Here is a 23,294-nt window from a genome sequence, read left to right as displayed (position 1 = left end):
CCCCGCGTCAGTCATCAACGCGAGGCATGGACTCCTGGAGCTTCCCACGCCTCGTGAGCTGGCTTCGTGCTGCGGTGCCCGAGCGCCCGACCCTGCGGAAACTACAACTGTACTGAGAGGTTGAATGCTACCTCCACGGGGCGGGGGATAGAGGGCGTTCACCCTGTTGTGAGTCCAGTTCGGTTGTCGGGAATCCGTCCATCTTGGGAGCGCGTGCACCAAATCCTGATCCTGATGTTGGTCTGCGCTGGGATTTTGCGAAAACGCGCAGGTCAGCCAGTGGACCCGGAGCTGGCCGACGCCGGCGCACCGGGCGGCGCGGACGCCCTGCCACGTATGGGCGCGTGTCCCGCCGCCCTGACCCCCGGGCAACGGCTCCACGACCGGGGCCCATGGTTCGCTGGCTCGGCCGGCATGGATCGCCGGACCGTTGGCAGACGGTGGTCAACCACTATTCGGACAGCCTGGCAGGCTTTTGCCGATGTGGCCGAGCCAACTGGTCCGGGAGTCGGCCGACCCGGTCTCCGATAGGATTTGCCGACGTCGGGGACGGTCGACGAGGGGCACCACCACATTGGATGTCGAATCAGTCGTAGCGGATGGCGGCAGCGCGATTGCACCTGGAGCGCCCATGGCTGCGCCGTTCCCGGGCTGCGGGCTGGTCGGCACAGCTCCTGCCTGTCGGCCTCCGTCGGGACCAGCCGGCTCGGCGCCGGATGGCGTTGCCTGCTGGACAGGCAGGGTGCGGCTGGCTGGTCGCAGATGTACGAGGGTCGCGCGATGACGCCTCGCCCGGACCCCGGCCCGTTTCCCGGGACACGGCCCTTTTCGGAGGCCGACGCGGGCCGGTTCTTCGGGCGGGCCGCGGCCGCGCATTTGTTGCTGGCGAACTGGCTGGATAACCGGCTGGTTGTCGTGTGCGGACCATCTGGCGCGGGAAAGACTTCACTATTGCGTGCCGGTCTCCTTCCGAACTGTTCCTCTCTGGACGCCGACGTACTGGCGGTAGGTCGGGTACGGCGACCCGCCGCCGAGTCCGACGGCGACGGCGTGCTGGCCGCGAGCGCGCTGGCGACCCCGGAGGCGGGCGAACCCTGGACCCGGCGCCGCCAGGACATCAACCCGTTCGCCGCCGAGCTGCTGCGCACCTGGTCCGGCCCGGGTGGAGACGCGCCTCTGCCGCGGGAGCTGCGCGACGCGCTGTACGGACATCCGCCGGCCGGGCCAGCCCCGGGCCGGCCGGGTCATCCGGGTCATCCGGGCCAAAGCGACCACGCGCGTCCCGCCGTGGGCTCGAACCATCGGCTGGTCCTGGCCGCGGTGGACCAGTTCGAGGAGCTGTTCGCGCCGGCCCCGCCGCCCATGGACGCCCTGCGCGAGCAGTTCCTGGCCCTTCTCGGCGCGGCCGTGGCCGCGCTGCCGAATCTTCGGCTGCTCCTGGTCGTCCGGCAGAGCGGGCTGGCCTCGCTCGAGCCGCACCTGCCGGTCCTCGCGGCCGGCCGCGAGGCCGCCCAGGTCGTCATCGCACCCCTGGATCGTGACGCGGCCGCTCTGGCGCTCGCCGAACCGGCCCGGCTGGCGGGCAGCCCGCTGTCCCCGGAGTCCGTCGACGCCTGTCTGGACGATCTGACCACCAGCCGGGTGATGGACGCCGCGGGTACTCCCGCCACCCTGGCAAGCGACCGCGTCCAACCGCTGCACCTGCAGCTCGTCGCGAGCGCGCTGTGGCGGGAACGCACCGGCCGCTCCGCGGTCGCGCTCGGGCGAGCACCGGCGTGGACCGCGACCAACGCTCCGCTGTCCGCGTACCTGACCCAGGTCGTCGCGCGGGAGGCCCGGCGGCACGACCTCGACGCCGGCGAGGTACGCCACTGGCTGGCCCACACCTTCATCACCGAGCGAGGCCGTCGTGCGGGCGTCGACGAGGGTCTCGCCATGACCGCCGGCATGCCCACGGAGCTCCTCGATGCGCTCGTCGAACGGTATGTGCTCGTCGGCGAGTGGCGTGCGGGCGCCCGCCGGTTCGAGCTGTTCGACGACCGCCTGATCCCGGTGCTGCAGGCGGCAGTGCCGGACTGGCCGGTCACCGCTTCGGCGGTGACGGCGATCAGCGCGGCCGACTATCTCCAGGCGGCACTGATCAGCCGGGCCGACGGTGATGCCGCCGCCGCCCGCGGTCACGCCGGCGAGGTGCTGCGGCCGGACTCCGTCCATCCGCGTACCCGCGCCCAGGCCCTGCAGCTGCTCGCCGACATCGACGGCGAGCAGGGGTACTTCGACCGGGCGGTGCGGGGATATCGGCAGGCGGCGGAGCTCTACGGGTCGCTGCCGGATGTCGAGGCATCGGGGCACGCGCTGGCGCAGGCCGCCCGACTGCTGCTGCGCACCGGCCGGATCGGGGCGGCGATCGGGGAGCTGCAGTCGGCTGCGGCCCGGATCCCGGACGATGCCGACATTCATATCGATCTTGGTCGGGCCCTGTGGTACTCGGGCCAGCGCTGGGCTGCCGCCGCGCTCTTCTCGACCGCGCTCACGCTTGCCCCCCGGTCGGCGACAGCGCTGGCCGAACGCGGGCGGCTGCGCGTCGAGCTCGGTGACGACGCGGCGGCGCTCGAGGACCTTGACCGCCTGGGCCGGCTGGCCACGGGAGTCGCCGCTGGCAGTGTGGCGGCCCTCGGTGCGGTGGCTGGGGCCGCGGAGACCCGCGCGGCCCGGGCACTGGCGCTCGCCCGGCTCGGTCAGCCGGCGACGGCCTCCGCGGAGACGACGGCGATCCTGGACGACGCGGCGGACAACGGGCCGGTGCTGTGGCATGCGGCCGGGGTGTTCCGTGTGATCGGCGACGACACGCGTGCTGACGAGCTGCTTCGGCGGGCCGTGGAGGCGCGTCGGCCCGCGCTGCTGCCGCACCAGCGCCGAGAGGTGGACCGGTTGTTGGGCAATCCTGGCGCGAGGATCTGACATCCGACGATCCGTTGGTCCCATGACGGTGTGATCAGGTGCTTGCCCAGAGCGGGCCGCTTTGCGACCGCGGGAGTCGGAAGGGATGCACACGGATGGCGCTGCACGGGCAGGCGAGTGGGGAGCGGGCGGGGCGGACGGTCGAGGTGCGGCCGCGGCTGGTGCGGCCGGGGGCCGTCGACACGAGCGTGCCGCGGTTCCGGCTACCGGCGGAGTCGATGCCGCCGGAGACCGCCTACCAGATCGTGCACGACGAGCTCATGCTCGACGGGAACGCCCGGCTGAACCTGGCCACGTTCGTCACGACCTGGATGGACCCGGCTGCCGACCGGCTGATGGCGGAGTGCTCGTCGAAGAACATGATCGACAAGGACGAGTACCCGCAGACCGCCGAGCTGGAGGGGCGCTGCGTCAACATCCTCGCGGATCTGTGGCATGCCCCGGACGCCGAGCACGCGGTCGGATGCTCGACGACCGGATCGTCCGAGGCGTGCATGCTCGCGGGACTGGCGATGCTGCGCCGCTGGCGGGCGCGGCGGCGGGAGGCGGGTGCCCCGACCGACCGGCCGAACATCGTGATGGGGATCAACGTCCAGGTGTGCTGGGAGAAGTTCGCCCGTTACTGGGACGTGGAGCCGCGTCTGGTACCCATGGCGCCCGGTCGGACCCATCTGACGGCCGACGAGGCGGTCGCCCGCTGTGACGAGAACACGATCGGTGTCGTGGCGATCCTCGGGTCGACCTTCGACGGCAGCTACGAGCCGGTCGCCGAGATCGCCGCCGCCCTCGACGAGCTCGCCGCGAGCGAGGGCGGACCGGACGTCCCGGTGCACGTCGACGGGGCGTCGGGCGGGTTCATCGCCCCGTTCTGCGACCCCGACCTGGTCTGGGACTTCCAGCTCGACCGGGTGGTGTCGATCAACACGTCGGGGCACAAGTACGGGCTGGTGTACCCGGGCGTCGGCTGGGTGCTGTGGCGGGACAAGGCGCATCTGCCTGACGAGCTCGTCTTCAAGGTCGACTACCTCGGTGGCACGATGCCGACCTTCGCGCTGAACTTCTCCCGGCCGGGCGCGCAGGTCGTCGCGCAGTACTACACGCTGCTCCAGCTCGGATTCGCCGGCTACCAGCGGGTGGCCCGGGGATGCCGAGACAACGCCCGCTGGATCGCCGCGCGGGTGGCGGAGATGGGGCCGTTCGAGCTGGTCTCCGACGGCAGCGGCATCCCGGCGTTCGCGTTCCGGCTGCGCGCGGACGTCACCGACTACACCGTGTTCGACGTCTCGGAGCTGATGCGGATCCGGGGCTGGCTGGTGCCGGCCTACCACTTCCCGCCGGCCCTGGAGGACCTCGCCGTGCTGCGGATCGTCGTCCGGCACGAGTTCAGCCGCGATCTCGCCGAGCTCCTCGTCGCCGACCTGCGCCGGGTCGTCGATCGGCTGTCCTCCACCGGCCGCAGGATCCCGCCACTACCCCCGGAGAAGGCCGCCTCGTTCCACCACTGACCGGACGTCCTTCGCCGACGGGGACATCGAGCGGTCGGCGTGCCTCAGGCCGGCCGCGTGTCGGGTCATGTCCGTGTGCCAGCGTCCAGATCAGGACGGGCGTAGGACGGGGAGCAGGACGTCGAGGACGGCGGGGTCCTCGATGGTCGGCGGGACGGCGGGGGAGCGGCCGTCGGCGATCTCGCGCATGGTGCGGCGCAGGATCTTGCCGGAGCGGGTCTTGGGCAGCGCGGGCACCACATCGACCCGCCCGAACGCCGCGACCGGGCCGATCCGCGCGCGGACCTGGGCGACCAGCTCCGCCGCCAGCGTCTCGGGGGCGATCTGCGCACCGACCTTCACCACCACGAACCCGCGCGGCACCTGGCCCTTCAGCGGATCGGCGACGCCGACGACGGCGCATTCGGCGACCGCGGGATGCGCGGCGAGCACCGCCTCCATCGATCCGGTCGACAGCCGGTGGCCGGCCACGTTGATCACGTCGTCGGTGCGGCCGAGGACGAACACGTAGCCGTCTTCGTCCAGGTAGCCGCCGTCGCCGGTCAGGTAGTAGCCGTCGAACGCGGACAGGTAGGACGCGACGTACCGCTCGTCGTCCTCCCACAGGGTCGGCAGGGCGCCGGGCGGCAGCGGCAGGCGCAGGCAGATCGCACCCTCCGTGCCGGCGGGAACGGGCTCGCCGGCCGGGTCGAGCACCCGCACGTCGTAGCCGGGTATCGGCACCGTCGGCGAGCCGGCGCGCGGCGGCAGCAGGCCCAGGCCCAGCGGGTTCGCGACGATCGGCCAGCCCGTCTCGGTCTGCCAGTAGTTGTCGATGACCGGAATGCCGAGCGTGGCGACGGCCCACTCGTAGGTGGGCGGGTCGAGGCGCTCGCCGGCGAGGAACAGCGCGCGCAGCGACGCGCGGTCGTACCGGCGGACCAGGTCGCCGGCGGGGTCCTCGCGGCGGATCGCGCGGATCGCGGTCGGCGCGGTGAACAGGACGTTGACCCCGTGGTCGGAGACGACCCGCCAGAACGCCCCGGCATCCGGCGTCCCCACCGGCTTGCCCTCGTACAGCACGGTCGTCGCGCCGGCCAGCAGCGGCGCATAGACGGTGTACGAGTGGCCGACGGCCCAGCCGACGTCGGAGGCCGCCCACATCACGTCGCCGGGCCCGATGTCGTAGATGTTGCGCATCGACCAGGCCATCGCCACGGCGTGCCCGCCGTTGTCACGGACGATGCCCTTGGGGCGCCCGGTCGTGCCGGACGTGTACAGGATGTACAGCGGATCGGTGGCGGCGACGGGGACCGGCGGATGCGGCGCGGCGGCGGCGAGCGCCTCGTCCCAGTCGTGGTCGCGCCCGGCGACCATGGTGGCGCGTTGCTGGTCGCGCTGGACGATCAGCGTCGCCTCGGGCGCGTGGGTGGCCTGTGCGATCGCCTCGTCGAGCATCGGCTTGTACGGCACGATGCGGGTCGGCTCGATCCCGCAGGACGCGCTGACGACGACCTTCGCCCGGGCGTCGTCCATCCGGGCGGCGAGCTCCGCGGCGGCGAACCCGCCGAAGACCACCGAGTGCACCGCGCCGAGGCGGGCGCAGGCGAGCATGCTCACCACCGCCGCGGGGATCATCGGCAGGTAGATGATCACGCGGTCGCCGTGGCCGACGCCGAGGGCGGCCAGCGCGCCCGCGGCCCGGGCCACCTCGTCGGTGAGCTCGGCGAAGGTGAACCGGCGGACCGTCCCGGTGACCGGCGAGTCGTAGATCAGCGCGACGTCGCCGCCGCGACCGGCGTCGACGTGCCGGTCGAGGGCGTTCGCCGACGTGTTGAGCTCGGCGTCGGGGAACCAGCGGGTGAACTGGGGGCGCGCGTCGTCCAGGACCTGCCGCGGCGGCCTGGTCCAGGTGATGGCCTGGGCGGCGTCCGCCCAGAATCCCGCGGGATCCGTCGCGGCCCGGTCGCGCTCCCGCTGGTATGCGTTCATGGTCGCCATCCTCCCCTGGTCCGGCGATCGAGGGGAGACGATCCGGCGAGCGATCCGCCTGCGGGCGGGCTCCATGTGGTCCGGATGTAGGCCAGGCGGACGGTCGACGGGCTTGTGGGCGGGCGGTCGGCGGCGAGCGATGAAATCCTGTCGGAGGTGGGGTCCAAGGTGATGACACGGTTCGCGGCGCCCGACGGCGTCCGCTGACCGCGCCCGTCTGACGCACCCGAAGGAGTTCACGATGCCCACGCGCGAGAACACCCCCGCCGGAGCCCCCTGCTGGGCCGACCTGATGACGTCGGACGCCGAGGGGGCCAAGGCGTTCTACCGGGAGCTGTTCGGCTGGGGGGCGGAGAAGCCCGCGGCCGAGTTCGGCGGCTACACCAACCTCACGAAGGACGGCGTCCGCATCGGCGGGCTGATGCCCAAGCAGCCCGGCATGGAGGCGCCCGACGGCTGGTCGATCTACCTGGCCACCCCGGACGCGGAGAAGACCGTCGCGGCGGCGACCGAGCACGGCGGCGGGGTCATCGTGCCGCCGATGGCCGTCGGTGACCTCGGCGTCATGGCGGTGATCACCGACTCGACCGGCGCGGCCATCGGGATCTGGCAGCCGGGCGTGCACACCGGGTTCGGCGTCGTCGCCGAGCCGGGCGCACCCGGCTGGTTCGAGCTCTACACCCGCGACTTCCCCGCGGCTCTGGACTTCTACCGCGAGGTGTTCGGCTGGGACGTCCACATCGTCGGGGACACCCCGGAGTTCCGGTACGCGACCAACGGCGAGGGCGAGTCCGCCTGCGCGGGGATCATGGACGGCTCCGCTTTCCTGCCGGACGGCGTGCCCCCGCACTGGGCGGTCTACTTCGGCACCGCGGACACGGACGCGTCGCTCGAGCGGGTCGCCACCCTCGGTGGCCGGGTGATCGAGCCCGGGATCGACACCCCGTACGGCCGGCTCGGCGTCGCCGCGGACCCGACCGGCGCGACGTTCAAACTGGTCGGGCCGAACGTCTCGGCGACCCCGCCCGCCGCGGGCTGACCCCGCGGCCCGGTCTGGCTACCGGGCGCACCCCGGCCACAGGGTCTACCCGCTCGACGGATGACAGCCCAGGTTGTCTTGATCAAGGAAAGCTGATCTACCTTGTCAGGGAGTGGTCGGCTCGGCGCGCAGCAGGGTGGCCAGCGCCGAGCCGGCGCGGCGGATGTCGCCGTCGTCGAGGTCCAGGTGGGTGACGAGACGCAGGGTGGTCGGGCTGATCGCGCCGATCAGCACGCCGGCCTGCGCGGCCTGCCGGGCGAAACGGCCCGCGTCGGTGACCTCGACGAGCACCATGTTCGTCTCGACCAGCTTCGGGTCGACCCGGTTCGGCGCGGCGTCGGCGAGCAGGGCGGCGAGGTCCGCTGCCCGCAGATGGTCCTCGGCGAGGCGGTCGAGGTGGTGGCGCAGCGCGTGGAGGCCGGCCGCGGCCAGCACGCCGGCCTGGCGCATCGCCCCGCCGAGCCGGCGGCGCCACTCCCGCACGGCCGCCTCCCGGCCGGCGTCGCAGACGACCAGTGATCCCACCGGCGCGCCCAGTCCCTTGGACAGGCAGACCGACAGCGTGGTGAACGGCGCCGCGAGCCGGCGCGGTTCGACCCCGCGGGCGACCGCGGCGTTCCACAGCCGGGCGCCGTCGCAGTGCAGCACGATACCGGCGTCTTGCGCGATGCCGGCCAGCAGATCGAGCCGGGCCTGTGGCACGGCGCGCCCGCCGCCGCGGGCGTGGGTGTTCTCCACGGCCAGCACGCTGGTGCGGACCATGTTGTAGTTGCCGCCGATGTCGTGCGCGCGGATCGCGGCGCGCACGGCGGCCGGGTCCGCGGTGTCGGCGAGTCCGGGCAGGGTGCGGGTCTGCACGCCGCCGAGTGCGGCGAGCCCGCCCATCTCGTAGGTGACGATGTGCGCCTCGGTGTCGGCGATGATCTCGGTGCCGACCGGTGCGCTGGCCCGCAGGGCGACGAAGTTTCCCATCGTCCCGCTCGGGACGAACACGGCCGTCTCGTGGCCGAGCAGGTCGGCCGCGTACTCCTCCAGAGCGCGGACCGACGGGTCCTCGCCGTAGTGGTCGTCGCCGACCTCCGCCCGCGCCATCGCCTCCCGCATACCTGGCGTCGGGCGGGTCACGGTGTCGCTGCGCAGGTCGATCGGCCCGTCGGGACGGTCACGCGGCGGTGCGTCGATGGTCATGATTTGTGATGCTAGCCCGGCTCACCTGCGGATTTGGCTGTGACAAGAGTCCCCGGCGCGGCCGCGGTGCCGTAACGAGACGTCCGGCGACACGTGACCTGTCCGAAACGAGCTGCTCCTAGCGTTCGGATCCAAGTTCGGATCCAAAGCCAGGAGGTGGTCGGGGTGGGTGTTCCCGGATTCGCGCTGCCGGATCTTGTCGAGGCGGCCCGGGACGGCCGGTCGACCATGCTCGGCGAGCTCGACCGGACCTGCCGGGAACAGGGCGTCTTCCGGCTCACCGACCTCGCGCTGCCCGCCGGCCTGCCGCCCGAGTTGCTCGAGCGCACCCGGGCACTGTTCGCCCTGCCCCTGGCGGTGAAGCGGGAGCTGCGTGATCCCGACGACCAGTACGTCGGCTGGCGCGGCGCCGACAACCGCAACGAGTACGGCCAATCCGACGACAAGGAGATGTTCCACATCGGCCCGCGGGTGAGCGCCACCCTCGCCGCCGGCGCCGGGCTCGTCGATGGTGACGGCGGGCGGCGAGAGTCGGAGCTGGTCGAGGCGGCGCTCGCGGACTGCTCGCTGTGGCCGGCCGACCTGCCCGGCTTCGTCCTCGTCTGGCACCGGTTCTACGCGGCGATGCAGCACGCCGCTGCCCAGCTCGGGCTCGCGCTGGCCGCCGCGATGGGCGTCGAGTCCGCCCGCTGGGCCGCGATGGCCCACGACAACTGGGCCGACCTCGCCGCCAACCACTACCCGGCGCAGCCCGCCGGCGCCGAGGTGCGGATGCGCAACGCGGTGCACTCGGACCTCACCCTGTTCACGATCCTGCTGCAGGACCCGCCCGGCCCCGGTGGCCTGGTGATGCGGGACCGCTCCGGTGCCTGGCACGACGTCGTGCCCGCACCCGGCGAGTTCGTCGTCAACATCGGCGAACTGCTCACCTTCCTCACCGGCGACGACTGGTGGGCGGTACCGCACGAGGTGCGTCCGACCGAGGCGACCCTCGCCCGCGACCGGCTGTCCATCCCCTTCTTCTTCCGCCCGCACGACGCGCTGGTCCTCGAGCCCTTCCGCGTCAGCCCGGGCACGACCGCACCCGGGCCGATCGATGTCGGAGCCTGGGTGCACGCCCGCAAACGCATGCAGCGCGTCCCGTCCTGAGAGGACAAACCCCATGAGTGTGCTCGACTCCACCGCCAGTCGGCGGACGCTGCTGCGCGGCATGTTCGGCGGCGGCGCGCTGCTCGCCGCCGCGCCGGTGATCGCGGCCTGCGGTTCCGACGACGACAGCGACACGACCAGCGCGTCGGCGACGTCCAGCGGCCTGACGACCGTCACCTGCCAGCTCGGCTGGAAGAAGCTCGCCCAGTTCGGTGGGCATTTCGCGGCTCTGAAGAACGGCTACTTCACCGCCGAGGGCATCGACGCGAAGTTCCTGTCCGGCGGCCCGAACATCGATCCCGTCTCGGTGGTGTCCAGCGGTCAGGCCGACATCGGTGACGCCAACGGCTCCGACATCATGCTGGCGGTCAGCAAGGGCATTCCGGTGCAGGCGTTCGCCACCATCTACCAGATGACGCCGAACGCGCTGATGTCGCTCGGCAGCAACCCGGTGCCGACGCTGTCCGCGCTGGCCGGGAAGAAGGTCGGTCTGCCGACCACGGAACGCCCCCTGCTGACGGCGATGCTGACCCGGGCCGGCGTGGACCCGACCTCGGTGAAGATGCTGCCGGTCGGCACCGACCCGAGCATCCTGACCTCCAAGCAGGTCGACGCCTACATCGGGTACGGCACCCAGCAGGGCCTGTCGCTGCAGCAGGCCGGCAACGACGTGAAGATCATCTACTTCTCCGACCTGGGTAACCCGGACTACGGCAACGCGCTGTTCGCCAAGGCGGCCACACTGTCCGGCAAGAAGGACCTCATGACGCGCTGGCTGCGCGCCGACCGCAAGGGCTGGGAGTACTTCGTCGCCCATCCCGAGGAGATCGCTCAGTACACCTACGACCAGTACCACAACGAATCGGGCGCGGTGCTCGCCGACGAGAAGGTGTCCGCGAAGGCCGCGGTGCCGCTCATCAACGGCGGCGCGGCGAAGGACCACGGTCTGATGTGGATTCAGCAGTCGTCCTTCGCAGCCGTCTACGAGCTGTACAGGACGGCGGGGCTGATCACCAAGCCGGTGGACTACTCCAAGGTCATGACCGACACCATCCTCACCGGCGCCGGCGCGTAGGGAGCGCGTCCGGATGATCTCGACGAGCGCCGGGACCGGTGTCGACCGCGGCCAGTGGACGGTGGTCGGCCGCCTGGACGACCCGTTCCTCGCGACCGGCGGTGCCGTGGGCCGTTGGCGACTCACCGTCGACGGCGGCGTGATCACGTCGTTGCGGCCGCTGACCGGGCCCGGCCCGGCCTCGCCCTGCGCCGACGCGCACGGCGACGGCGGCGAACCGGCGCTCGTCCTGGTCCCACTGCTGTGTAACGGTCATGACCACGGTCGCGGGGCGGGCACGGTCGACGCCGGCATCCCGGACGCCCCGCTGGAGGAGTGGCTGCCGCTGCTGTCCCGGCCGGTCCGGCGGTGCGGCCAGGACGAGCTCGTCGGCCTCGCGGCCGCCGCGATGCTGCGCGCCGGGATCGGCGCCGCCGTCCTGTGCGTGAACCCGCAGACATCGGACGTCGAGGGCGAGGTGCTCGCCGCGGCCCACGCCGCGGCGGCGGCGGGCATCCGGGCCGCGGTCGTCTACCCGGTGCACGACACGATGGAGGACCCGGCCGGGCGGTCCCGGACGGCGCCGGGTGCCGGGCGGGCGGCGACCGAGACGGTGATCGCCGCCGCGGAGCGGGTGGCCGCGCGGGTCGAGGGGGTCGGCTGCGAGGTGCAGCTCGGGCCGGTCGGCCCGCAGTGGGTCGCCGAGGACACCCTCGCCCGGCTCGCCGCGCACAGCGCCGAGACCGGCCGGCGGCTGCACCTGCACCTGCTGGAAAGCCCGGGCCAGCGCCACTGGGCCGACCGTGTCTACCCGGACGGGCTGCTGCCCGCGCTGGACCGGCTCGGCGTGCTCAGCCCCCTGACCACCGTCGCCCACGGCACCCACCTTCGCGACGACGAGCTGGCGCTGCTCGACGCCCGCGGGGTGACGCTCGTCCTCAACGCGTCGTCCAACCTGCGCCTGGCCTCCGGCGTCGCCCCGGTGGCCAGAGCGGTCGCCCGGATGGGCCGGGTCGGCCTTGGCCTGGACGGGCTGGCCCTGTCCGACGATCACGACGGTTGGGCCGAGCTGCGGCTCGCCCGCGGCCTGTGGCAGGGCCAGACGCGCCGCCGGGTTCCCGGCGCCGACGCCCTCGCCCTCGCCGCGGCCGGCGCCCGCGCGGCGCTCGGATCGGCGGCGCCCGCCTCGCCGGCGCAGGGCGGTCCCGCCGACTTCGCCCTGGTCGACGTCGGCCCGTGGCGGCATCTGCTCGGCCATCCGGCCTGGCCGCTCGCCGACATCCTCACCGCGGCCGCCGGCCCCGCCCAGGTGCGGGAGGTCTGGGTGGCCGGCCGCCGCGCCCACCCCCGCCCTGACCCAACCGGCCCATGCACACCCGCTTCCCGGGAGGTCCCCGCATGAACCCGGCACCAGCCCAGCTCGCGGCGCCCGCCACGGGCGCGGCCGACCCATCCGCCCCAACAGACGGGGGACTGCGCATCCAGGCCGTCAGCTACGGCTACCGGGGCCGGCGCGGTGCCCTGCCCGCGGTCGACAGGGTGAGCTTCGACGTGCCCCGCGGCGGGATGGGCGTGCTCGTCGGCCCGTCGGGCTGCGGGAAGTCGACGTTGCTGCGGCTGGTGGCGGGGCTGCTCGAACCCGACACCGGCAGCATCGACGTCGGCGGAGTGACCCCGGCGCGGCTGCGCGCGCAGCGGCGGGCGGGGTTCGCCTTCCAGGATCCGGGGCTGCTGTCGTGGCGCACGGTGCGCCGCAACATCGAGCTGCCGTTCGACCTGGCCGGTCTGCCGAAGGACCGGGCCTGGACCGACCACCTGCTGGAGATCACCGGGCTCACCGAGTGGGCCGACCGGCGCCCGCGGGAGCTGTCGGGCGGGATGCGTCAACGGGTCGCCCTCGCCCGCGCGCTGGCGACGCGGCCCGAGGTCCTGCTGCTCGACGAGCCGTTCGGCGCGCTCGACGAGATCACCCGCTCGGACCTGAACCTGGAGCTGCTGCGGATCCTGTCCGACACGGGCACGACCTGCCTGTTGGTCACCCACTCCGTGGACGAGGCGGTGCTGCTCGCGGACGTCGTCGTCGTGCTGGGGCGCCGGCCGTGCGCGGTGCGCGCCGTCCTGGACGTGCCGCAGCCGCGGTCGCAGCGCCGGGCGGCGCGGGACACCCCGGAGTTCTCGGCCCGCTGCCGGGCCGTGCGCGAGGAGCTGGAGGCCGGACGATGACCCTCACCTCGCAGCGGTGGGTCAGGCCGGGGCGCCTGGCCCGTGCGGGCGGTGCGTCCCCCGTCGCCGTCGCCGCTGGCCCGATCGGGGGATCACCGCTCACCCGGGCGGTGGTGACGGCCGTGGCGATCGCGGCGCTGCCCGGTGCCTGGGCGGTGCTCGCCGCGACCGGCTGGCTCGGCCCGGGCTTCGTCGGCCCGGTCGACACCGTCCGCACGCTGCACGACGAATGGTCGATGATCTGGTACAACGCACGCCCGACGCTGAGCGCGACCGTCACCGGCGCCGTCATCCTGCTCGCCGTCACCGTACTCGGGATGATGGTCGTGGCGGTCATCCCGGCGATCGCCACGGCGCTCGGCGGGCTGTCGGTGGTGGTCGGCTCGCTGCCGCTGATCGCCGTGACGCCCGCGCTCGCCCTGGTGATCACGCGAGGAGCCCGGCTGGTCACCACGGTCACCGTGCTCTCCGGCCTGGTGCCGGTGGCCGCGATGCTGGTCGGCGCGGCGGTCGCGGCGGCCCGCGGCCGGGAGGACCTCGGTGCTCTCTACGCCACTCCCCGGCTGCGCTGGTGGCGGCACGTCGGCTTCTGGCACACCGTGCCCGTGCTCGACCTCGGCCTGCGGGCGATGCTGCCGGCCTGCTTCGTCGGCGCGATCGTCGCCGAGTGGTCGGGGGCGACCGGCACCCGCGGTCTCGGCCAGGTGATGGTCAACGCGCTGTTCAGCTACCAGCCGGCGCTGCTGTGGGCCTCGCTGTTGGTCGCCGCGGCGGCGGCCCTCGGTCTGTTCGCCATCGCGGCCGCGATCATGGCCCCGCTCCGTCGGAGGGTGCGGTGACGACCACTGGCATGGCCCGATCGGCCCGGCCTGAGCGGACCAGCCCGCGCCCCGCCCGCCCCGCCCGCCCCGCCCGTCCCGCCGGGTCGGCCCGGCGGTACGGCACGCCGCTGAGCGTTGCCGGGGTGCTCGTCGCGCTGGTAGTGGCCTGGCAGCTCGCGATCACGATCGGTGACGTGCCGCGCTACCAGGTCGCGTCCCCGGCGGACACCGCCGGCGCCATCGGTTCCCACGCCGGCCTGCTGCTGAGCCGGATCTGGGTGACCGCGCAGGGCGCCGTGCTCGGGCTCGCCGCGTCGGCGGCGCTCGCGCTACTGCTCGCCGTCGCGGCGCTACGCTGGCCGATCATCCGTACGCCGTTGACCGCCTACGCGCTGCTGGTGCGCACCCTGCCGATCGTCGGCGTCGCGCCGCTGTTCACCCTGGTCACCGGGCATGGTCTCGGCACGTCGGTGGCCTGCGTCGTCGTGGTGACCGTGTTCACGCTGCTGATCGCCGCCCTGGACGGCTTCGCGGCCGTGCCCGCCGAGGTAAGCGAGCTGCAGGACCTCTATGCCACGTCCTTCTCGTGCCGGCTGCGGCTCGGCGCCCTGCCGAGCGCGGTCGGCAGCCTGCTCGTCGGGCTGCGCGTCGCCGCGCCGATGGCGGTGCTCGCGGCGCTGCTCGCCGAATGGCTGTCCGGTCTCGGCGGCGTCGGCGAGCTGATGACGTCCGCGCTGGCGAACCGGGACACCGACCTGCTGTGGGCGACCAGCGTCGTCGCCGCGCTGCTGGGCCTCGCCGCCTACGGACTGCCCTCCCTGCTCGTCGCGTGGGCCGCCCACCTGGGCTACGCGGTGGTGCCCAGCACCGGAACCGAGGGAGGACGCCGATGACCGCACCGTCGACATCCGGACCGTCCGTACTGGCGGGCCAGACCCGCGGGGAGGACACCCTCGCACCGCCGGCGGAGCTGCTGGCACGGGTCGACCACCACCTCGCCGCGCACGAACGGCGCTGGTGGGAGCTGGCCCAGGCGGTGCACGCCCGGCCCGAGCTCGGCCTCGTCGAGTTCCACGCCGCCGGGCTGCTCACCGCGGCGCTCGAGGAGCGGGGCTTCGCGGTGACCCGCGGTCTTGCCGGGATGCCGACCGCGTTCCGCGCCGAGTACGGCACCGGCCCGCTGACCGTCGCGCTCACCGCCGAGTACGACGCCCTGCCCGGCATCGGCCACGCCTGCGGGCACAACCTCATCGGCGCCATGGCGATCGCCGCCGCCGCCGCGCTTGCCCCCGTCGCGGCCGAGGCCGGCCTGCGGGTGGTCGTCGTCGGCTGCCCCGCCGAGGAGAACGCCGGCGGGAAGATCTACCTGGCCGAGGCCGGTGTCTTCGACGACATCCACCTGGCCGCGCAGATCCATCCGGCCAACCGGGACGAGCTGTGCCCCGCGACGCTGGCGAATGACACTCTCACCGTCCGTTATCACGGGCATCCCGCGCACGCCTCCTCGTTTCCCGAGCGCGGCCGCAACGCCTACGACGCGATCACCGTGGCGAACGTCGCGATCGGGCTGCTGCGCCAGCAGCTACCGGCCACCGTGCGCGTCCACACGCTGGTCACCCAGGCGGGCGAGGCGGTGAACATCATCCCCGAGCGGGCGGCGATGACGGTGAAGATCCGCGCTGCCGACGTGGCCACGCTCGACGATGTGACCGCCCGGGTGGGGGACTGCCTGCGCGCCGGTGGGCTCGCGACCGGCTGCGAGACGACCATCGAACGCGCGCTGCCCCGCTTCGCCGAGATCCGCTACGACCGGCTGCTCTCGCTGCTGTTCGCCCGCTCCTGCCACCGCTTCGCCGACGCCGACCTGTCCTACCTGACCGGACCCGGCCTCGCCGACGCCGACCTGGCCGGAACGGACCAGACGTACACCCCGCCGTCCGGGCGGGCGGCGAGCACCGACGTCGGGAACCTGTCGTGGCTCGTCCCCACCATCCAGCCGATGCTGCGCCTCGACACCGGCGGCAGCGGCAACCACGAGCCGGCCTTCACCGCCGCGGCGGCCTCGCCGAGCGCCCGGCTGCTGCTCGCCGACGGCGCGCACGCCCTGGCCGGCGCGCTGCTCGCCGCTGGAACCCGGCACGCCGCGCACTACCTGGCCGCCGGGACGCCCGCCGAGCGTGACCACCGCCGGGCGCTGGCCCGCGAGGTGGAGGTCGTCGACCTCGGCGTTCCGATGATCGACCCCCCGGTGTCCGTTCCCACCCCCGCGCCGGCCGTTGTCCCCGCCGCTGCCGCGGGCCACGTCCCCGCCGCCCCGGCCGCTGTCGCTGTCTCGGCGGACCCCCGCCGTTCTGGAGGAGCATCGTGCCCACACCCGGCCTGACCGTCGCCGACCCGGCCGCAGCCAGCCCCGGCGCGCCGTCGCCCGTTCGGCCCATGGACGCTCCAGCCGCTGGCCTCTCCGTCGCCAGCGGGCCAACCGTCACCGGGCACTACGTCGACGGGGTGCTCGTGGAGGGGGCCCGGTCGGGGGGCACGCCCGTGCACGATCCGGCCACCGGCGAGCTGATCGGCGTCACCGGGCATGCCGGCCCGGCGACCGTCGCCCGGGCACTGGCCGCCGCCCGCGCCGCCGCGCCCGGCTGGGCGGCCCGACCACTCGCCGAGCGGATGCGCTACCTCGACGCCTGGCGGGAACGGCTCGCCGCCGCCGCGGACGCCCTCACTGAACTGGTCGTCGACGAGCTCGGACTGATACCCGAGTTCGCCCGCCGTGTGCACGTGGGACGAGCCGTCGGTTGCCTGGAGCATCTGGGGGAGCTTGCCGAGGCGGTGCTCACCCCCCGCAGGGAGGGCACGTCGCTCGTCGTGCGGGAGCCGGCCGGCGTGGTCGCGGCGATCACCGCCTGGAACTTCCCGCTACACATGCTGGTCAGCAAGATCTCATCGGCGATCGCCCTCGGCAACACCGTCGTGATCAAGCCGTCCGAGATCAAGTCGCTGGCCGCCTGGGCTGCCACCCGGCTGCTCGCGCAGGTGGGGCTGCCGCCGGGCGTCGTCAACGTCGTCGGCGGCACCGGCCCCGAGGTCGGCGCGGCGCTGGTCGCCCACCCCGACGTCGACATGATCAGCTTCACCGGTTCGCGGGAGGTGGGCCGGAGCATCCTCGCCACCACCGCGACCACCATCACCCGCAGCGTGCTGGAACTGGGCGGCAAGAACCCGGCGCTGCTGCTGCCCGACGCGTCGCTGGACGAGGCGCTGCCCGGCGTGCTCGGCAGCTGCCTGTTCAACAACGGTCAGGTGTGCGGGGCGCAGAGCCGCCTGATCGTGCCACGCGCACTGCTGGCGGAGGTCGAGGAGCGAGTCGCCGAGATCGTCGACCGCACCGTCGTCGGACCGCCGCGCGCAGCCGGCACCGGTCTCGGCCCGGTGGTGAGCGCCGCCCAGCAGGCGCGGGTGAGCGGGTTCATCGCCGACGGGCTGAGCTCGGGGCTGCGTCTGCTGCGCGGCGGGCTCGGACTGCCGGAGGGGCTGCCGGCCAGCCATCACGGCGGCTACTACCTCCGGCCGACCGTCTTCACCGACGTGGCCGCCGGCCACCGGCTCGCCCAGGAGGAGATCTTCGGCCCGGTGCTGACCATCCTGGCCTGCGACAACGTCGACGACATGGTCGCGGTCGCCAACGGGACCCGGTATGGCCTGACCGCCGCTGTCTGGAGTGCGGACCTTGACCGGTCGATCGCCGTCGCCCGGCGGCTCAACGCGGGGCAGGTGGTCGTCAACGGCGGAGCGTTCAACCTGGCCGCGCCCTATGGCGGGGTGCGGGAGTCCGGCAACGGCCGCGAGCACGGCCGGGAGGGACTGGCGGAGCTCACCGAGGTGAAATCGCTGCAGCTGCCCGCCTGATCGGGCCAGCGCCCGCATCCCCCGGCTGGGTCCGCATCCCCCGACCGGGCCGGCAACCCATGAGCCGCCGGCCGACATTCCACAAGGAGCTTCCCTTGACCACCGACTTCGACCTGGTCATCCGCGGCGGGACGGTCGTCTCCGCCGATCGGGCCACCCGCCAGGATCTGGGCATCCGCGCGGGCCAGGTGGTGGCCGCCGGAACAGGCCTGTCTCCCGGGCGGCGAGAGGTCGACGCCACGGGCCTGGTCGTGCTGCCCGGGCTCGTCGACGTGCACGTTCACCTGCGCGAGCCCGGGATGACCCGCAAGGAGGACTTCCGCAGCGGCACCCGTGCGGCCGCCGCCGGCGGGGTCACCACCGTCGTCGACATGCCGAACACGCTGCCGCCGGTCGCGACGGCCGCCGGCTTCACCGAGAAGCTGGCGCTCGTCGCCCCGAAGGCGCACGTCGACTTCGGCCTGTACGGCATGCTCGGCCAGGACAACGCCGACGAGATCGCCGCGCTGGCGGCCGCCGGCGCGATGGGGCTCAAGCTGTTCATGGGTCAGACCACCGGCGACAACCCGTGCCCCGACGACGGCGCGATCCACGCGGGCCTGCGCGCCGCCGCCGCGGCCGGGCTCGTCGTCGGCGTGCACGCCGAGAACGACGCGCTGCTGCGCCGGCTCGGCCGCGAACTGCGCGCCAGCGGGCGCACCGACCCCCGCGCGCACCTCGCCTGCCGGCCCGCCGTCGTCGAGGTCGAGGCCGTCACCAGGATCATCACGCTGGCCAGCGACGCCGGCGCCCAGCTGCACATCCATCACCTGTCGACGGCGGCGGGGCTCGACCGCGTCCGGTTGATGCGCATGCTCGGGCACCGGCTCACCGTCGAGGTCCTCGTCGCCCACCTGCTGCTCGACGACAGCGCCTACGACCGGCACGGCAACCTGGTCAAACTGAACCCGCCCATCCGCCCGGCCACCGATGTCGCGGCCCTGTGGCAGGGCATCGCCGCCGGTGACGTCGACCTGATCGCCACCGACCACGCCCCGCACACCGCCGACGAGCAGGCCGAGACCGACGTCTGGGCGGCGCACGGCGGGTTCATCGGCGTCGAGACGATGCTGCCGTTGCTGCTGACCGAGGTGCACCGGGGACGGCTGTCGCTGCCCGACCTGGTCCGGTTGTGCTGCCACACGCCCGCCCGTACCTGGCGGATCGACGACCGCAAGGGTCATCTCGGCATCGGTGCGGACGCCGACCTCGTCCTCGTCGACCCGACCGCGGCCGGCGAGGTCGACCCCGGCCACCTGCACTCGCGCCACCCCGTCACGCCCTACGCTGGCTGGCCGACCGTCGGCGCCGTGCGGGCCACCTACCTGCGCGGCGAGCTGATCGCCGAGGACGGCCGGGCGGTGGGCGACCCAACCGGCCGACAGCTCACCCCCCGCCCGCTGCCCGGCGGCGACGACCTCGCCCGTTCGGACCAGGAGACCGGCCCCACCGGCACGGCCTCGGGCTCTGCCGGGACGGGACCGCGGACGGGGGACGCAGCCTCGCCCGGACGGGCCGGGCTGCCCACGCCCCTGGTCTCCGCATGATCGCCACCGCCACCGCCCATCCGGGGACGACATGACCACGCCGCGCTGGGACGCCGCGGCCGCCGGGCCGATCTGGCCCGCCGGCCCGCCCGCCGGTGTCGACCCGATCCGGGCGGCGGTCCGCGGCTGCCTCGCCGCCGAGGTCGGCCGCGACCTGACCGCGGCGGAAAGCGGCGGGGGTCGGCTGGACATCGGCGCGATCGGGACCACCGCGGCGCACGCCGTCGCGAGCCCGATGCTCGCCCGGGCGATCGCCGACGCCGGCCTCGTCCTCGGCGCCGCACGGCACGTCGCCGATCCCGCCGCGCTCGCCGCGGACCCCGGCTGGCGGCTCGCCGTCGTCCTCTCACCGTGGAAGCAGGCCGTCGCGGTCCAGCTCACCGCGCTGAGCCCGGCGGCGGTGACCACCGGGGTGGTCGACACGGTGCTGCGCGGCCCGCGTGGACTGCTCGGCGTCAACACGAACTCGTGGGCGGCGCAGGTGGTGCTCGAACTACTCGCCGCCGGCCGGGAACCGGGGCGGATCGTGCTGCTGGGCGCGGGCGCGTCGGCGCGTTCGGTCGCGCTGGGCCTCCGTCGTGCCTGGCCCGGCACCGAGCTGGTGATCAGCGCTCGCGCGGACGCGGCGGCCCAGGAGCTGGCGGCGGCGGCCGGGGCGCTGGCCGTGCCCGCCGCCGAGCTGACCGGCCTGCTCGACGGTCAGGCGCCTGCCATACTGATCAATTCGACGACGTGGGGAGAGACCCGCGAGTCGGAGACAGCCCCGTTCGCCTTTTCGTTCGACGATCTGCTCGCCCCGGGCGGTGCCTTCTTCGACCTCAACAACCGGCTTTCCGACCTGCAGGCGCGGGCGCTGCGGGCCGGCTGCACGGTCAGTTCCGGCACCCTCATGCAACGCGCCACCCACGCCTGTCGGGCCGCTCTGGCCCGCGAGACCCTGACACTGGAGGACGCGTGAGCGCCGACCCCTCCGTCCGGCCCGCTGCCGACGGCACCGCCCGCGGCCGGGTGTACCGCTACCTGCGCCAGGCGGTGATGATGGGCGAGCTCGCTCCGGGCAGCCGGCTGGTGGAGGACCGGATCGCGGCGGATCTCGCCGTCAGCCGCACCCCGGTCCGGGAGGCCCTGCAGCGGCTGACCAGCGAGGGTCTGGTGGTCCGGATCCGGCGCGGCCACCTGGAGGTGTGCGCGGTCGGGCCGCGGGAACGCGCCGAGATGCATCTGCTGCGGGTGGCGTTCGACGAGGTCGTCGCCCGGCTGATCAGCAGGCAGGCCGCCGAGGTCGACTGGGACGCGCTGCACGCCCGGCTGGTCCCGCTGGAGCAGGCTCTGCGCGGCGGCGGCGTCGGCAGCTCCGTGTTCGCCATGGCCCATCTGGACCTGCACATGGCCATCAACCGGGCCGCGTTCAGCGACCGCACCTCGACCTTCCTGGAGTCGCAGGCGTTTCTCTACCCGACCGACGACTACGTCCAGCAGGCCGGGTACGAGCCCGTCGAGCAGCACCGCGACCTGCTCGCGGCGCTGGCGAGCGGGGACGAGGAACATGCCGTCGCCGCGGTCCTCGCCCATGCGGTCCGCGGCGCCGCCCACGGCCTCGAGCGTGGCCAAACCGCCGAACCAGCCGGCCTGACCGCGCCGGCCGAACGGGGGCGGTCGTGAACGTCGTCCCCACCGCGGCCCCGGACGTCATGACCGCGGATGTCGTGCCAGCGGATGTCGTGCCAGCGTCCGGCGGCGTCTCCGGTGGTGGGCTGGGTGCCGGGCCGGTGCGGATGTTCGTCAACGGGCAGGCGATGAGCGGCGGGTCGATCCACGGCCCGCTTGCCGCGGCGCGTTTCCTCGGCCGCGTCCACACCGCGCCGCGCTACCGGTTCTGGTCGTTCGACGACGAGTTCCCCGGCCTGGAACCCGTCGAGGTCGGCGGGTACGCGGTACCCGGCGAGCTTTACGAGGTCAGCTACGCGGTCCTGCTCGACGAGCTGCTGCCGCTGGAGCCGCCGGAGCTGGAGCTGACTGTCATCGAACTGGCTGACGGCAGCGGTTCACTGAGCATGCGCGCCCGCGCCGGCACGCTGGCCGGCCGGACCGAGATCCGCCATGCCGCCGGCTGGCTCGGCTATCTCGCCGACCTCGGCCCCCCGCCGCGCTAGCTCGCGTGTGGAGCTGTGATCTTCGGGGCCGACCTCGCGAGGAACCCCCCACGAACACGCCTCGGGCGGGAAGAACCTGCGTGGGACAGCGGCCCCGTGTCGCTGATTCGACGTGACGTGTCCGATCTGCCCAGATTATGCGACACGGGCCGCCGCGATCATGCCAGAACGCGGCCACGACCGGCGGTGCGACGACGACACTGCCGAAGATCACAACTCTAGGCGCGGCCCAGGAGAGCGGCCACGCACGCGGGCGGGAAGTCGGCGATCGTGGTCAACGCGCCGGCGGCGCGACGCGTCAGAGGGTGGGGGCGCCGTCCTCGAGGTAGACGGGCAGGCGGGGCGCGGTGAGGCAGGCGGCGATGCGGCGGGCGAGGCGCGCCGAGGCCCGTGCGGCGACCTCGCCCGGCGTGCAGTACCGTGCCGAGCGGATCTCGGCGGTCTGCAGGGCCAGCGCGTCGATCTGGACGGGCGGGCCGTCCACGGCGAACAGGAAGCGCAGCGCGTCCGCCCGGCGCGGCGTCGCGGCGAGGTGGTCGACGCACAGCAACCTGCCGACGGGCAGCTCCAGCCCCAGCTCCTCGCCGAGCTCACGCTGGGCGGTGTACCGCGGGGACTCGCCCGGCTCGGCGATGCCGCCCGGAACGTCCCAGTTCGGTTTGTAGGTGGGCTCGACCAGCAGCACCCGGCCGGCCTCGTCTCGCAGCAGGCAGCCGGCGGCGACCGCCTTTCTCGACCGGGCCACGATGTCGTCGAGTGACGGCGCCATGGCCGCAACGCTACCGGTGCGGGGGCGTCACTCGACGCGCGCTGCGCCGGCTCGGGGGCGTCACCTGGACCGCGACCGTCCGATATGTGCATCGGGCCTGCGTGGCCGGCCAGCCGGGGCAGCGGCGGCCCGATGCTGGTAAAGGTGTAGCGAACCCCTGCGAACGGAGACGCCGATGAGCCCCCAGTTCCGCACGCTGACGCTCGCGCGGGACGGTGCGGTGGCGCGCATCACCCTTGACCGTCCCGACGCCGCGAACTGCGTGAACCAGGAGATGGGCGCCGAGCTGGCCCAGGTGGCGCGGGACGTCGCGAGCGACCCGTCCGTGCGGGCGGTGCTGCTGACCGGCTCCGGCCGGTTCTTCTGCGCCGGCGGGGACGTGAAGGAGATGGCGGGCTACGGCGAGCGTGCCGACCTGGAGATGAAGAAGCTCGCCGACGACCTGCACCAGGCCGTCACGAGCTTCGCCCGGATGGACGCCCCGCTGGTCGTCGCCGTGAACGGGACGGTCGCGGGCGCCGGCATCGGTCTCGCGATCATGGGTGACCTGGTGCTCGCCGCCGACTCGGCGAGTTTCACGCTGGCCTACACGAACGTCGGGCTCAGCCCGGACGGTGGCACGACGTACGCGCTGCCGCGGCTGATCGGGCTGCGCCGCACCCAGGAGCTGATCTTCACCAACCGCACCCTGCGCGCCCCGGAGGCGCTGGAGTGGGGCCTGGTCACCCAGGTTCTGCCCGCCGCCGAGCTGGACGCGGAGGCGACGGCGCTCGCCCAGCGCCTCGCCGCGGGGCCGAAGAACTCCTACCGCACCGTCCGCCAGCTGCTGCTGTCGACATTCGACCATGGTCTGGAGACGCATCTGGAGCTGGAGGGGCGCGGCATCTCGGCCTGCGCGGTCGGCGACGGCCGCGAGGGTGTCGCCGCTTTCGTCGACAAGCGCGCCCCGAAGTTCGTCTGAGATAT

At 73.7% G+C, this 23,294-nt stretch carries 19 protein-coding genes; 16 read left to right on the top strand and 3 right to left on the bottom strand.

Annotation, left to right across the window (positions count from 1 at the left end):
• Nucleotides 1-762: 762 nt before the first annotated feature.
• Nucleotides 763-2,961, top strand: coding sequence for an nSTAND1 domain-containing NTPase (locus AC6EXY_RS22290; protein ID WP_341477284.1), 2,199 nt, complete (start codon nt 763-765; stop codon nt 2,959-2,961).
• Between the two features lie 95 nt (nt 2,962-3,056).
• Entirely contained in the window at nt 3,057-4,466 is a 1,410-nt protein-coding gene (gene gad, locus AC6EXY_RS22285) for a glutamate decarboxylase (protein WP_101836127.1), read from the top strand.
• Nucleotides 4,467-4,556: 90 nt separating this feature from the next.
• On the opposite strand, the gene AC6EXY_RS22280 is transcribed toward gad, so the two are convergent.
• A complete protein-coding gene (locus tag AC6EXY_RS22280) occupies nt 4,557-6,437 on the bottom strand; it encodes an acetate--CoA ligase (protein WP_101836114.1) in 1,881 nt (626 codons plus the stop codon).
• 241 nt (nt 6,438-6,678) lie between these two features.
• Between AC6EXY_RS22280 and AC6EXY_RS22275 the strand changes: the two genes are divergently transcribed.
• Complete coding sequence (locus tag AC6EXY_RS22275) at nt 6,679-7,476, top strand: VOC family protein (RefSeq protein WP_101836112.1); 798 nt, start codon at nt 6,679-6,681, stop codon at nt 7,474-7,476.
• A 105-nt stretch (nt 7,477-7,581) separates the two neighbouring features.
• Here the strand turns inward: AC6EXY_RS22275 and AC6EXY_RS22270 are convergent, their stop codons facing one another.
• Entirely contained in the window at nt 7,582-8,664 is a 1,083-nt protein-coding gene (locus tag AC6EXY_RS22270; protein WP_101836111.1) for a GntG family PLP-dependent aldolase, read from the bottom strand.
• A 165-nt stretch (nt 8,665-8,829) separates the two neighbouring features.
• Here AC6EXY_RS22270 and AC6EXY_RS22265 point away from each other — a divergent pair, with 165 nt between their 5' ends.
• From AC6EXY_RS22265 to AC6EXY_RS22210, 12 genes are all read left to right on the top strand, one after another.
• Nucleotides 8,830-9,813: a 2OG-Fe(II) oxygenase family protein gene (locus AC6EXY_RS22265; protein WP_133150901.1), complete on the top strand. Its 984-nt coding sequence runs from the start codon at nt 8,830-8,832 to the stop codon at nt 9,811-9,813.
• 13 nt (nt 9,814-9,826) lie between these two features.
• Complete coding sequence (locus AC6EXY_RS22260) at nt 9,827-10,888, top strand: ABC transporter substrate-binding protein (protein ID WP_165818676.1); 1,062 nt, start codon at nt 9,827-9,829, stop codon at nt 10,886-10,888.
• Nucleotides 10,889-10,901: 13 nt separating this feature from the next.
• Nucleotides 10,902-12,269 carry an amidohydrolase family protein gene (locus AC6EXY_RS22255; RefSeq protein WP_499817976.1) on the top strand — a complete coding sequence of 456 codons (1,368 nt, stop codon included), beginning with the start codon at nt 10,902-10,904 and terminating at the stop codon, nt 12,267-12,269.
• The gene (locus AC6EXY_RS22250; protein WP_101833758.1) at nt 12,266-13,090 is read left to right on the top strand and encodes an ABC transporter ATP-binding protein; all 825 of its coding nucleotides are present in this window, start codon (nt 12,266-12,268) and stop codon (nt 13,088-13,090) included. Before AC6EXY_RS22255 ends, AC6EXY_RS22250 begins: the two co-directional genes overlap by 4 nt.
• On the top strand, nt 13,087-13,929 hold the full coding sequence (locus AC6EXY_RS22245) for an ABC transporter permease family protein (RefSeq protein WP_101833760.1): 843 nt from the start codon (nt 13,087-13,089) through the stop codon (nt 13,927-13,929). The genes AC6EXY_RS22250 and AC6EXY_RS22245 overlap by 4 nt, the downstream gene beginning before the upstream one ends.
• Nucleotides 13,926-14,804 carry an ABC transporter permease gene (locus AC6EXY_RS22240; protein WP_499817975.1) on the top strand — a complete coding sequence of 293 codons (879 nt, stop codon included), beginning with the start codon at nt 13,926-13,928 and terminating at the stop codon, nt 14,802-14,804. Before AC6EXY_RS22245 ends, AC6EXY_RS22240 begins: the two co-directional genes overlap by 4 nt.
• On the top strand, nt 14,801-16,294 hold the full coding sequence (locus tag AC6EXY_RS22235) for a M20 family metallopeptidase (RefSeq protein ID WP_499817974.1): 1,494 nt from the start codon (nt 14,801-14,803) through the stop codon (nt 16,292-16,294). The genes AC6EXY_RS22240 and AC6EXY_RS22235 overlap by 4 nt, the downstream gene beginning before the upstream one ends.
• On the top strand, nt 16,276-17,820 hold the full coding sequence (locus AC6EXY_RS22230) for an aldehyde dehydrogenase family protein (protein WP_101831741.1): 1,545 nt from the start codon (nt 16,276-16,278) through the stop codon (nt 17,818-17,820). The genes AC6EXY_RS22235 and AC6EXY_RS22230 overlap by 19 nt, the downstream gene beginning before the upstream one ends.
• 95 nt (nt 17,821-17,915) lie before the next feature.
• The gene (allB, locus tag AC6EXY_RS22225) at nt 17,916-19,406 is read left to right on the top strand and encodes an allantoinase AllB (RefSeq protein WP_207770287.1); all 1,491 of its coding nucleotides are present in this window, start codon (nt 17,916-17,918) and stop codon (nt 19,404-19,406) included.
• Nucleotides 19,407-19,437: 31 nt separating this feature from the next.
• Nucleotides 19,438-20,364 (top strand): hypothetical protein, encoded by a 927-nt coding sequence (locus tag AC6EXY_RS22220; RefSeq protein WP_115537944.1) that lies wholly within the window; start codon nt 19,438-19,440, stop codon nt 20,362-20,364.
• Nucleotides 20,361-21,068, top strand: a complete 708-nt coding sequence (locus AC6EXY_RS22215) for a GntR family transcriptional regulator (RefSeq protein WP_207770286.1) — start codon at nt 20,361-20,363, stop codon at nt 21,066-21,068. Before AC6EXY_RS22220 ends, AC6EXY_RS22215 begins: the two co-directional genes overlap by 4 nt.
• Nucleotides 21,065-21,559 carry an allophanate hydrolase-related protein gene (locus AC6EXY_RS22210; protein WP_207770285.1) on the top strand — a complete coding sequence of 165 codons (495 nt, stop codon included), beginning with the start codon at nt 21,065-21,067 and terminating at the stop codon, nt 21,557-21,559. The genes AC6EXY_RS22215 and AC6EXY_RS22210 overlap by 4 nt, the downstream gene beginning before the upstream one ends.
• A 298-nt stretch (nt 21,560-21,857) precedes the next feature.
• Here AC6EXY_RS22210 and AC6EXY_RS22205 read toward each other — a convergent pair whose 3' ends face one another.
• Nucleotides 21,858-22,328: an NUDIX domain-containing protein gene (locus tag AC6EXY_RS22205; protein ID WP_101831738.1), complete on the bottom strand. Its 471-nt coding sequence runs from the start codon at nt 22,326-22,328 to the stop codon at nt 21,858-21,860.
• A gap of 175 nt (nt 22,329-22,503) precedes the next feature.
• Between AC6EXY_RS22205 and AC6EXY_RS22200 the strand changes: the two genes are divergently transcribed.
• On the top strand, nt 22,504-23,289 hold the full coding sequence (locus AC6EXY_RS22200; protein WP_101831737.1) for an enoyl-CoA hydratase/isomerase family protein: 786 nt from the start codon (nt 22,504-22,506) through the stop codon (nt 23,287-23,289).
• The last annotated feature ends 5 nt before the right edge of the window (nt 23,290-23,294 follow it).

It is taken from the genome of Frankia sp. RB5, from assembly GCF_059816245.1.
The sequence above is the reverse complement of the archived record's forward strand: the minus strand, read 5'-3'. Positions and strand labels throughout refer to the sequence as shown.

Coding starts and splice junctions, on each gene's coding strand:
- AC6EXY_RS22290 (WP_341477284.1), top strand. CDS start 763: ATGTACGAGGGTCGCGCGATGACGCCTCGCCCGGACCCCGGCCCGTTT.
- gad (WP_101836127.1), top strand. CDS start 3,057: ATGGCGCTGCACGGGCAGGCGAGTGGGGAGCGGGCGGGGCGGACGGTC.
- AC6EXY_RS22280 (WP_101836114.1), bottom strand. CDS start 6,437: ATGAACGCATACCAGCGGGAGCGCGACCGGGCCGCGACGGATCCCGCG.
- AC6EXY_RS22275 (WP_101836112.1), top strand. CDS start 6,679: ATGCCCACGCGCGAGAACACCCCCGCCGGAGCCCCCTGCTGGGCCGAC.
- AC6EXY_RS22270 (WP_101836111.1), bottom strand. CDS start 8,664: ATGACCATCGACGCACCGCCGCGTGACCGTCCCGACGGGCCGATCGAC.
- AC6EXY_RS22260 (WP_165818676.1), top strand. CDS start 9,827: ATGAGTGTGCTCGACTCCACCGCCAGTCGGCGGACGCTGCTGCGCGGC.
- AC6EXY_RS22255 (WP_499817976.1), top strand. CDS start 10,902: ATGATCTCGACGAGCGCCGGGACCGGTGTCGACCGCGGCCAGTGGACG.
- AC6EXY_RS22250 (WP_101833758.1), top strand. CDS start 12,266: ATGAACCCGGCACCAGCCCAGCTCGCGGCGCCCGCCACGGGCGCGGCC.
- AC6EXY_RS22245 (WP_101833760.1), top strand. CDS start 13,087: ATGACCCTCACCTCGCAGCGGTGGGTCAGGCCGGGGCGCCTGGCCCGT.
- AC6EXY_RS22235 (WP_499817974.1), top strand. CDS start 14,801: ATGACCGCACCGTCGACATCCGGACCGTCCGTACTGGCGGGCCAGACC.
- AC6EXY_RS22220 (WP_115537944.1), top strand. CDS start 19,438: ATGACCACGCCGCGCTGGGACGCCGCGGCCGCCGGGCCGATCTGGCCC.
- AC6EXY_RS22205 (WP_101831738.1), bottom strand. CDS start 22,328: ATGGCGCCGTCACTCGACGACATCGTGGCCCGGTCGAGAAAGGCGGTC.
- AC6EXY_RS22200 (WP_101831737.1), top strand. CDS start 22,504: ATGAGCCCCCAGTTCCGCACGCTGACGCTCGCGCGGGACGGTGCGGTG.